This window comes from Shewanella atlantica (assembly GCF_003966265.1).
Taxonomy (GTDB): Bacteria; Pseudomonadota; Gammaproteobacteria; order Enterobacterales; family Shewanellaceae; genus Shewanella; species Shewanella atlantica.
Genome location: NZ_RXNV01000012.1, coordinates 13,943 through 24,592, shown reverse-complemented (window position 1 = coordinate 24,592; position 10,650 = coordinate 13,943). Strand labels below are relative to the sequence as shown.

Annotated in this window: 7 protein-coding genes and 1 other RNA gene; 6 read left to right on the top strand and 2 right to left on the bottom strand. The window is 49.4% G+C overall.

All coding sequences use genetic code 11. The features are described 5' to 3' along the window. Positions 1–110 precede the first annotated feature (110 nt). Positions 111–292: non-coding RNA, 6S RNA (ssrS, locus tag EKG39_RS18515), on the bottom strand. A 218-nt stretch (positions 293–510) separates the two neighbouring features. Beyond that, on the bottom strand, positions 511–819 hold the full coding sequence (locus tag EKG39_RS18510; protein WP_126507471.1) for a cell division protein ZapA: 309 nt from the start codon (positions 817–819) through the stop codon (positions 511–513). A gap of 480 nt (positions 820–1,299) precedes the next feature. On the opposite strand from EKG39_RS18510, the gene EKG39_RS18505 reads away from it, so the two are divergent. The 6 genes from EKG39_RS18505 (at position 1,300) to gcvP (ending at position 10,026) form a co-directional block, all read left to right on the top strand. Further along, the gene (locus EKG39_RS18505) at positions 1,300–1,866 is read left to right on the top strand and encodes a UPF0149 family protein (RefSeq protein WP_126507470.1); all 567 of its coding nucleotides are present in this window, start codon (positions 1,300–1,302) and stop codon (positions 1,864–1,866) included. Between the two features lie 134 nt (positions 1,867–2,000). Continuing rightward, positions 2,001–3,248, top strand: coding sequence for a 2-octaprenyl-6-methoxyphenyl hydroxylase (gene ubiH, locus EKG39_RS18500; RefSeq protein WP_126507469.1), 1,248 nt, complete (start codon positions 2,001–2,003; stop codon positions 3,246–3,248). A gap of 99 nt (positions 3,249–3,347) precedes the next feature. Further along, on the top strand, positions 3,348–4,562 hold the full coding sequence (locus tag EKG39_RS18495; RefSeq protein ID WP_126507468.1) for an FAD-dependent oxidoreductase: 1,215 nt from the start codon (positions 3,348–3,350) through the stop codon (positions 4,560–4,562). A 333-nt stretch (positions 4,563–4,895) separates the two neighbouring features. Continuing rightward, complete coding sequence (gene gcvT, locus EKG39_RS18490; protein ID WP_126507467.1) at positions 4,896–5,990, top strand: glycine cleavage system aminomethyltransferase GcvT; 1,095 nt, start codon at positions 4,896–4,898, stop codon at positions 5,988–5,990. A gap of 555 nt (positions 5,991–6,545) precedes the next feature. Continuing rightward, positions 6,546–6,935 carry a glycine cleavage system protein GcvH gene (gene gcvH / locus EKG39_RS18485; RefSeq protein WP_126507466.1) on the top strand — a complete coding sequence of 130 codons (390 nt, stop codon included), beginning with the start codon at positions 6,546–6,548 and terminating at the stop codon, positions 6,933–6,935. Positions 6,936–7,137: 202 nt separating this feature from the next. Next, positions 7,138–10,026 carry an aminomethyl-transferring glycine dehydrogenase gene (gcvP, locus tag EKG39_RS18480; protein ID WP_126507465.1) on the top strand — a complete coding sequence of 963 codons (2,889 nt, stop codon included), beginning with the start codon at positions 7,138–7,140 and terminating at the stop codon, positions 10,024–10,026. The last annotated feature ends 624 nt before the right edge of the window (positions 10,027–10,650 follow it).

Here is a 10,650-nt window from a genome sequence, read left to right as displayed (position 1 = left end):
GGGTTACAGGATCAAGGCGGGTGACTTGTTGATAAGTCAAAATTTGAGATACAAAAAAGCCATCACAATTAGATGATGGCTTGGTTGCTTCAACCTAAGTTGAATTTGGAATGCTCCCCAAAATACCGTTGCCGGCGTAAGCCCTTGAACCGTAGGTTCAAGGCGGGTAAATGATTATATCCTAAGGCTTCTCGATACGAGCCGAGCTTGCACAATGTCAATAAAGCATTCACCCTGGGTTTGTAAATATCGGCACAGGGACATTGCCGACTGACGCGTATACCAGGGAGCAAAACTGGTTATCAGGTTCATCTTCTAAGCTTACTTTAGCTTACTTTAGCTTACTTTAGCTTACTTTAGCTTACTTTAGCTTAATCTGAGCTTAATGAGTCGTTATGCCCGTACAGGGGATAACACAAAAGTCGAACACTGATTGAAATCTTTTCTTTAACTACTTTCTCTAACTAGAAACTAAAACTCTAGTCTCTAACTTACGTCTATAAGTATAGTTTAATCGTCTTTTGTCGAACGCTCAACGAGTGCGTTCTCTAAAGTTGATTGAAGCAAACCGATTTTATCATCCATCTGCTGTATATAATCTTGATTCTTCTGTTGTTCTTCCAACAACTCATAACCGATATTTAGGGCTGCCATAATAGCAATTTCTTCGCGACTCAAATTGTTGGTTTTGGTTTTCAGTGAACTCAACTGTTGTTCGAGGTTTTGTGCCACGTGCTGTAATGCTTCCTCTTGTCCTTGCGGGCAAGCGATGGAGTATGTACGGCCTAGTAAGCTAATTTCAATAGCGTGGCTACTCATGACGCAAAGGGTCCTTTCTTCTGGCTCTTGAGCGGACTATATCGGTCTGTATGGCAAAGTGCAACATGAGGAAGCGCTAAGATGCCTCATATTAGATTAAATGTTGTTTAGATAACCTAAAGCAGGGTGAATAATACCCAGCTCCCTTTGTAGGAGCGGCTTTAGCCGCGAATGTTTAGGGGGCGAGCTACGAGTCACGAGTCACAGAATAAAAGCTTTAGCTCGTCGCCTTGATAGCTTTGTCTTCTACTTACAGCTTAAAACTTTCTCTGCTCTGTCTTGAACTTACAGCTTAAAGCTTTCTCTGCTCTGTCTTGAACTTACAACTTAAAACTTTCTCTGCTCTGTCTTGAACTTACTACTTATGACTCCTTTGTATGCCTAAGTGCTCAGATGTCGGTGTTGTGCATCGCTTTTCTTGGTCGAACGTGTCACTTCTGCTAGCATGTATACCAGTATATTTTGCTTTCGGACACAGTTATGGCTACCCCTCCCTCTTTACGTATAGATAACTTAATGGCTGCACTCGACGCGGCAGAAATCGGTCAGCAGCCTGGTGAAGTACATGGCGCGCTTGTAGGCTTGATTTGTGGCGGTGTTGAACAATCAAAAAAGGCATGGAATAGTGCATTTCTGGAGCTGATGAATGATGGCCAGCCGCTGCCGGATGCACTACAACAATTAATCGATGAGCTCTATCAGGATACCCTGACAAGATTGTCGGATGCCGATTTTGGATTTACGCCTATGCTTCCCGAAGAGGAGGAGCCCTTGGCCAAACGCGTCGAGGCGCTCTCGTTATGGGTGCAAAGCTTCCTGACCGGTATCGCCATGGTTCAGCCCAAGCTGAACAAGGCATCGGCGGATGTACAGGAGGTCATTAAAGACCTTGCCGAAATCGCCTTGGTGGAATTCGATGTTGCAGATGACGATGAGTCCGAGTCTGCGTACATGGAACTGATGGAGTTTTCTAAGATGGCAGCCTTGCTCTGCTACTCAGAGTTTGGCCCTGAGCCCTCTGAGCAAGAAGCGAGTGTGATCCACTAATCTCGGTCAGCAGCACAGAGACGTTACATAAATAGTCGCAAGACACACAAAAAATTATCTCTTATCGAGTTTCGGCAAAGCGTTGACTCAGACGCTTTACCGGATAAGAAGCTTTGGTGTAGTAGAGAACCTGAATGAAAGCTCAAACTGAACAAGATCCCAGCCAAACGATTAAAGTTGTCGATGTCGCCATTGTTGGCGGCGCGATGGCCGGGGCCACCTTGGCCTTAGGGTTAAGGAAATTGGCTAAAGACCTTCAAAGACCACTCAAGATTGCCCTTATCGAGGCTCATCGCCCCGATGACAATCATCCTGGTTTCGATGCGCGCTCCATTGCCGTCGCCCATGGCTCTATCTTCGAGCTGAATCGACTCGGTATCTGGCCAAAGCTAGCCCATCTGGGTACTCCGATAGAGAACATTCATATTTCAGACCGTGGTCACTTTGGCATGACAGAACTCAATGCCGATGACTTCTATCTGAAGTATCTGGGGCAGGTGGTTGAACTCGAGCGGGTGGGGCAGGTGCTGTTTAAGCAGATCGCCGACACCGACATCGAGCTTTATTGTCCGGCTAAGCTTGCTTCGGTTGAGGCGCAGGCCAATGCTCAGTTACTGACTCTGGACGATGGTACCCAGCTTAGTGCATCACTGCTGGTTGCTGCCGATGGGGTTAATTCCAAAGTCAGGCAGGCATTTAAGCAGCCTCTGGAACAAGTCGATTTCGATCAGGTTGCCGTCATTGCGAATGTAGAAACTGACACCCCGCATGAAAACTGGGCGTTCGAACGTTTCACTGATTCTGGTCCTCTGGCTATTCTGCCAATGTCTAAGTCCAAAGGGGCTAACAGAGTATCTCTGGTGTGGGCATTGAGGCCCGATGAGGCCGAGCGTTTAATGTCTGTGCCTGAGGCCGAATTCTTAGCCGAGCTGCAGCAGGCATTTGGCTATCGCGCCGGTCAATTTACCGGGGTTGGCGAACGTCACTCATATCCCTTGTTGCTCTCGCACATGCCAAGACCCATCTACCATCGCACCGTCTTTATCGGTAATGCGGCGCAGACACTGCACCCCATCGCCGGTCAGGGGTTTAACTTAGGGCTGAGAGATCTGGTTAGCCTGCTCGAAGTGCTAAAGCAGACCATAGAGAGTGAAGCTGTTGATGAGCTGGATCTTGGCAGCGCTCAAGTGATCCATCAATACCTGCAAAGCCGGGAAGCGGATCGAAGCGAAACCATGACAAATATTGAGTTTCTGGTGCGGGGGTTCTCTAACGACTACTGGCCACTGGTTGCGGGGCGGAGCCTGGCACTGAGATTACTCTCCTGGCTGCCGCCACTGAAGACGCCTATCGCGCGCAGTGCCATGGGCTGGAGATCATAAGTTAGCCGGGTTTAAAGGCCTGGCTTGAAAATTCGCTCGAAGCAGCGCTTGAACACAAGTTTTGCAGAATCATAAGTGTTTACTTTTAAGGAAGGTTAAATGTTGAGTTCACAAACCTATGATGTCGCCATAATCGGCGGAGGAATGGTCGGGCTGGCTACCGCTATCGGTCTGGCAATGGAAGAGTTACGGGTCGTGGTTATCGATGCCGGTGAAACTCATGCCGTCTCTGGTGAGCCCAGGCTCAGGGTGAGTGCAATCAACAAGGCCAGCCAACGATTACTGCAAAATCTGGGAGCCTGGAGTTATCTGGACAACGACCGTCTCAGCCCCTATCAAAAGATGGAGGTGTGGGATAAGGATAGCTTGGGGAAAATTGGTTTCGATGCCCACTCGCTCAGCGAGCAGCACCTTGGCAGCATCATAGAAAATGACAACATCAGTTTTGCCCTGGCGAAGAGAGCGGCCGAGTTTGACGAGATCACCCATCTCGAGAATCACCGTCTGGATAAAATTGCCTTCGGTGAACGTGAAGCCTGGTTAACCCTGGATAACGGTGACAACCTCAGCGCCGCATTGGTGATAGGCGCAGACGGCGCCAACTCCTGGGTGCGTGAGCAGTGTAAAATTCCGATGACGTTCTGGGATTATGGCCATCATGCCATCGTTGCCAGCATACGCACCGAGATCCCACACTTAGACACCGCAAGACAGGTTTTCCTGGATGAAGGACCATTAGCCTTCCTGCCTCTGTATGAATCCAACCTCTGCTCTATCGTCTGGTCGGTGCCACCTGCAAAGGCTAAGACCTTGCTCGATGCCGACAAGCTGGAGTTCGAGCATAAATTAACGGCCGAATTCGATGGTCGCATGGGGATGTGCCACTTAGAGGGCGAGCCTCAGGCGTTCCCGCTGAGAATGCGTTATGCCCGTCACTTTGCCCGTCACCGTCTGTTGTTGGCCGGTGATGCGGCGCACACCATACACCCGCTGGCAGGGCAGGGGGTCAACTTAGGCTTCCTGGATGCGGCCGCTATTATTCAGACTATCGGCGAGCTGAAACTCGATGGTAAAGATATCGGCGACTATAGTAACTTGCGCGCGTTAGAGCGTTGGAGAAAGGCCGACGCTCTGGAGATGATCGCGGCGATGGAAGGCTTTAAACGCCTCTTCGAGGGTAGCAATCCGGTGAAGAAAGCCCTGCGGGATTTCGGTTTGAATTTGGTCGATAATATTTCTCCTGTGAAAACACTGTTTATGCAACAGGCGATGGGTAATAAAAATAGCCTGCCCAAACTCTGCAAAGCAGAATAGCAGTTTTGTTGAGCAGGATTAATAATCCAATTTTTTCAGTAAGTTGTTATGGCTTTATTTGAAAGCATCTCTGTGCATGTAAAAAAACTACATGTTTAACATGAGAAAAAGTAATGACTGAATCGTTCGGATTAGAAAATTCTCTTGTATACAAAACTGTGACGCAAGGTATAATTTCGCCGCATTTTGATACCTTGCTTTAAAGTGATGCTGGTTATATATGCATCTCTACTTAATGCAATGTATGTAAGTTTTATCTTTGCAATCACATCCTGGCAGTGAGTTCCCTACGCCAGGCAAAGACCCGAAAAGGGCCACAAAGAAGAGATAATAATGGCTAATAAAACTGTACTCTTTAACAAGCACTTGGAATCTGACGCCAAGATGGTCGACTTTCATGGTTGGGATATGCCTCTTAACTATGGTTCACAGATCGAAGAACATCACGCCGTTCGTCAAGATGCCGGTATGTTTGACGTGTCACACATGACCGTTGTCGATGTGACCGGCACTGATGCCTGTGCTTTCCTGCGTAAATTATTAGCGAACGATGTCGCTAAGCTTAAGGTTCCCGGTAAGGCGCTATATGGCGGCATGCTGGACCATAATGCTGGCGTGATTGACGACCTAATCACCTATTATCTTACCGATACTCATTACCGCGTAGTGGTTAACTCTGCTACACGTGAAAAAGACTTAGTCTGGATTGCCGAGCAGGTTAAAGGTTTCGATGTTGAGATAGTCGAGCGTCCCGAACTTGCCATGATCGCCGTTCAAGGTCCTAACGCCAAGGCGAAAGCCGCTACGGTATTTAACGATGCGCAAAATGCTGCCGTCGAAGGGATGAAGCCATTCTTCGGTGTTCAAGCCGACTCACTGTTTATTGCAACTACCGGTTACACCGGCGAAACGGGTTACGAAATCATCGTACCTGAAGCCGAAGCCGAAGCGCTTTGGCAAGGTCTTTTAGAGGCCGGCGTTAAGCCATGTGGCCTAGGTGCCCGTGATACTCTTCGCTTAGAAGCCGGTATGAATCTATATGGCCTGGATATGGACGAAACGGTTAATCCGTTAGCGGCCAACATGGGCTGGACCATAGCATGGGAGCCACAGGACCGTGACTTTAACGGTCGTGAAGCACTGGCTGCGATTAAAGCTGCCGGTACCGAGAAGCTGGTCGGTCTTATCATGGAAGCCAAAGGCGTTATCCGTCCGGGCATGTCGGTATTTTTCACCGATGGTGAAGGCACAGAGCAGCAAGGCACCATCACCAGCGGCACATTCTCGCCGACTTTAGGCTATTCTATTGCGATGGCCCGCGTGCCGAGAAGCATAGGTGATACAGCCGAAGTCGAAATGCGTAAGAAGCGTGTCTCTGTTAAAGTCGTTGCACCCTCATTTGTACGCAACGGTAAACAAGCCTTCTAATTCTTCAGGCTTTATACTGGTTATTTCGTCCTACTTTGTTGTCGCCAGTGCTCATTGATACGTATCAACTGCGCGCTGGCTCCTAAAATTAGAACGAAATTCCTGCGTATAAACCGCAGAAAATAGTGCTTGTGTTGAGGTGATACAGATTATTTCGTAATTGGTTGTGGTAAAGAGTGTTGTCGCCTGTGCTCATTGATGCAGTATCAACTGCGCGCAGGCTCCTAAAACTTGAAAGAAACCACTGCGTATTTGCGCAATAAAATGAAGTAGATAATTGTTCAATGGTTTTTCGTGGTTAGAGTCTGGCGTATCAATTGCGCGCAGGCACCTGGAACCAGAACGAAATTCCTGCGTATTAACCGCAGAAAATGATTTAGTAAAACAGATAATAGAGTTAGTGGTGGTGAGTTTTTGTTTGCCTGCGGTCTTAGATGCACTCCAAGAGTGCACAGGCTCCAAAAACGTGAGCGAAACACCTGCTAATTCGAACGAAAAATCAGTATATTGTCTTATTAATAAAAAATTTAGATAACGGAATAAGGATTAAGAATAATGAGCAACATTCCAGCTGAATTGAAATACGCTTCTTCTCACGAGTGGATCCGTAAAGAGGAAGACGGTAGCTATACCGTGGGTATCAGTGAGCACGCACAAGAACTTTTGGGCGACATGGTATTCGTTGAGCTTCCTGAAGTTGGTGATACCTTGAGTGCCGGTGAAGATTGTGCCGTTGCGGAATCAGTAAAAGCCGCCTCAGACATCTATGCGCCACTTTCGGGTGAAGTACTTGCCATTAACGAAGCACTTGAAGATTCTCCAGAGCTGGTCAACAGCGATGCATTCGGTGACGGTTGGTTCTTCCGCGTCATGCCAAGCGATGTTGCCGAAATCGACAACTTGCTCGATGCCGAAGGCTACCAAGCCGTTATCGACGAAGAATAATCGCCGATTGATAACAAAGCCTCATATTCAAATATGGGGCTTTGTTCATTATACCCAAGCTACCTCAAGATGCTGAATCCTGCATCTTGAAGTGGTTTGGGTATATACCGCTCCAAATTGCTAAACCAAACTAATCAAAAATGAGACCGGTAACTCCTCCCCCCCTACAGGCTGGATATCGGCAAAAATGGAACAGGTTATCATGACCACAGAAACCCTCACTCAGTTAGAGCAGCACGAACTATTTATCCGCCGTCATATTGGCCCGGACAGTGCAGAGCGCCAAGAGATGCTGAACTTTGTTGGTGCAGAATCTTTAGAAGACCTGACACAGCAGATCGTACCTGAGTCAATTCGCCTTAACCGTGACTTAGCCGTTGGCGGTGCGTGTGGTGAAGCCGAAGGTATGGCCTATATCCGTGAAATAGCGGACAGAAACAAGGTTTTCAAGAGCTATATCGGCATGGGTTACTACGGTACTGAAGTACCCACAGTTATTCAGCGTAATGTATTCGAAAATCCTGGCTGGTACACGGCTTATACCCCTTATCAGCCGGAGATCGCCCAGGGCCGTTTAGAAGCGATTCTGAACTTCCAGCAGGTCTCTATGGATCTGACAGGCCTTGATTTGGCCTCAGCCTCTTTGCTCGATGAAGCAACTGCAGCCGCCGAAGCAATGGCACTGGCCAAACGTGTATCCAAGGCGAAAAAAGCCAACATCTTCTTCGTCGCCGATGACGTATTCCCACAGACATTAGATGTGGTGAAAACCCGCGCCGAATGTTTTGGTTTCGAGATTGTTGTCGGCCCTGCAAGTGAAGCGGTCAACTACGAGCTGTTTGGTGCCCTGTTCCAGTACACCAACCGTTTCGGTGAGATCACCGACTTTACCGAGCTATTTGCCGAGCTTAAAGCCAAGAAGGCGGTTGTATCGGTTGCCGCCGACATCATGTCACTGGTTATGCTTAAGTCGCCTGGCTCTATGGGCGCAGACGTAGTCTTCGGTAGTGCTCAGCGTTTCGGTGTTCCTATGGGAATGGGTGGTCCACACGCGGCATTTTTCGTTACCCGTGACGCACACAAGCGTTCACTGCCGGGTCGTATTATCGGTGTATCACAAGATACCCGTGGTAACCGCGCACTACGTATGGCGATGCAGACTCGTGAGCAGCATATCCGCCGCGAAAAAGCCAACTCAAACATCTGTACCGCACAGGTGCTTTTGGCCAATATGGCTTCTTTCTACGCCGTATACCACGGCCCGCAAGGCCTTAAGATTATTGCCGAGCGCATTCACCGTCTAACCGATATTCTGGCATCTGGCCTACAGGCTAAAGGCGTTGAGCTGGTTAACAACACCTGGTTCGATACTCTTTCATTGAAAGGTACCGACAGCGAGGCTATCACGGCCCGCGCCTTAGCTGCGGGTCTGAACCTGCGCATCGACAACGACGGCATCTTAGGTGTCAGTCTGGCTGAAACCACACTGCGTGAAGATGTGGCCGAGCTGTTCGATGTGATTTTAGGCGAAGGGCATGGCTTAGATGTTGCTGCACTCGATGCACAAATCATCAAGGCTGGCAGCAGCTCGATTCCGGCGCAGCTTGTTCGTACCGATGCCATCCTGACTCACCCGACGTTTAACAGCTATCACAGCGAAACCGAGATGATGCGTTACATCAAGCGTCTCGAAAATAAAGATCTGGCATTGAACCACTCGATGATCTCGCTGGGTTCATGCACCATGAAGCTCAATGCGGCGACAGAGATGATGCCGGTCAGCTGGCCTGAGTTCGGTAATATGCACCCGTTCAGCCCGCTGGAGCAGTCACAGGGTTACACCGACCTTATCGAAGAGCTCGCCGATTGGCTTGTGGACATCACAGGTTATGACGCCATGTGTATGCAGGCAAACTCAGGTGCATCGGGCGAATATGCCGGTCTGCTGGCTATCAGGAATTACCACATCTCACGTGGCGACGCCCACAGAAATGTCTGCCTGATCCCTCAGTCTGCCCACGGTACTAACCCAGCTTCGGCTCAGATGGCTGGCATGAAGATCGTCGTTACCGCCTGTGATAAGGCCGGTAACGTAGACATGGAAGACCTGAAAGCGAAAGCCGCAGAAGTGGCCGAGAACCTGTCTTGCATCATGATCACCTACCCATCGACTCACGGCGTGTACGAAGAGACGGTGAGTGAGATCTGCGACATCATTCATCAGCACGGCGGTCAGGTTTACCTCGACGGTGCCAACATGAATGCTCAGGTTGGTCTGACAACACCTGGTTCTATCGGTGCCGATGTGTCTCACCTTAACCTGCACAAGACCTTCGCTATTCCACATGGCGGCGGTGGACCCGGTATGGGCCCAATCGGTGTTAAGGCACACCTGGCACCATTTGTCGCCGGTCACGTCGTGGTTAAGCATGGTCGTGAGTCTGACAACAATGGTGCGGTTTCTGCGGCGCCATATGGCAGCGCAAGCATCCTGCCTATCACCTGGATGTACATCAAGTTACTGGGTCATCAGGGACTTCGTCAGTCAACACAGGTTGCTCTGCTAAGTGCTAACTACGTGATGAAGAAGTTGTCTGAGCATTATCCTGTGCTTTACACCGGCCGTAATGACCGTGTAGCTCACGAGTGCATCATCGACCTGCGTCCGCTTAAAGAGTCATCGGGCGTGACCGAGATGGATATTGCCAAGCGTCTGAACGACTATGGTTTCCACGCACCAACCATGAGCTTCCCTGTTGCGGGAACTTTGATGATTGAGCCGACGGAGTCTGAGTCTAAGGTTGAGCTGGACAGGTTCATCGAAGCGATGATCTCTATCCGCGGCGAAGCGGCGCGCGTCGAGTCAGGCGAGTGGCCTGCCGACAACAACCCGCTGCACAACGCACCGCATACCATGGCCGATATCATGGACCCTGAGTTTGACTCACGTCCTTATAGCCGTGAAATTGCCGTGTTCCCGGCGGCAGCGGTTAAGCTTAATAAGTTCTGGCCAACGGTTAATCGTATCGATGATGTGTTTGGGGATCGCAATTTATTCTGTGCGTGTGTGCCAATGAGTGATTACGAATAGGTTTTCGTAGAAAATCTATTGTAGGAGCGGCTTTAGCCGCGAAGTGACTAAAGCGAACCGTTAGTGGTTCGCTTTTTTATTACCTTTTTATGGCCTATCGGCCACTAACGTCGTGGAATTCCATTCCACCTATTTACTAATCAAGCTGCGCTTGATGAACATCGCAGGGCTCCACCCTGCACGGGGCAAGGAGGACTGCTCGTCCTCGCCCTCCTTGCATCCACCTATGACGCCCCGGCGAAGTTGTGCTCCTCAGGCTTATGGATAAATCACTAACGCTTCCGATGGGGCGTCCATGCCCCCCGAAAGCTAAACCGACATCCATGTCGGCTTCACGTGATTTATTCCAACGCCCTTCGGCAACTTCCAACGGGGAATGTTGTAACCTGCGACCTCATTTCTATGTGCCACGACTCCCCTGATAGGCAGGATGCCTGAATGTCGAGTAGACCATGCTTCTCGTTCATGAGCTTATGGCTGCGCCATATTCACCTTCCATGGGGGAGTGCTGTAACCTGCGGCGGTATTTGGAATCATCGTCCCCCTGATAACTTCTTTATCCCGTTTACTCAGCCTCCACTTAGTGGTTAAATCTAAAGTTATCAGCACAATGATCTACGGCCA

Excerpts from the sequence above, each read along its gene's own strand:
- EKG39_RS18510 (WP_126507471.1), bottom strand. The coding sequence starts at position 819 with ATGAGTAGCCACGCTATTGAAATTAGCTTACTAGGCCGTACATACTCC.
- EKG39_RS18505 (WP_126507470.1), top strand. The coding sequence starts at position 1,300 with ATGGCTACCCCTCCCTCTTTACGTATAGATAACTTAATGGCTGCACTC.
- ubiH (WP_126507469.1), top strand. The coding sequence starts at position 2,001 with ATGAAAGCTCAAACTGAACAAGATCCCAGCCAAACGATTAAAGTTGTC.
- EKG39_RS18495 (WP_126507468.1), top strand. The coding sequence starts at position 3,348 with ATGTTGAGTTCACAAACCTATGATGTCGCCATAATCGGCGGAGGAATG.
- gcvT (WP_126507467.1), top strand. The coding sequence starts at position 4,896 with ATGGCTAATAAAACTGTACTCTTTAACAAGCACTTGGAATCTGACGCC.
- gcvH (WP_126507466.1), top strand. The coding sequence starts at position 6,546 with ATGAGCAACATTCCAGCTGAATTGAAATACGCTTCTTCTCACGAGTGG.
- gcvP (WP_126507465.1), top strand. The coding sequence starts at position 7,138 with ATGACCACAGAAACCCTCACTCAGTTAGAGCAGCACGAACTATTTATC.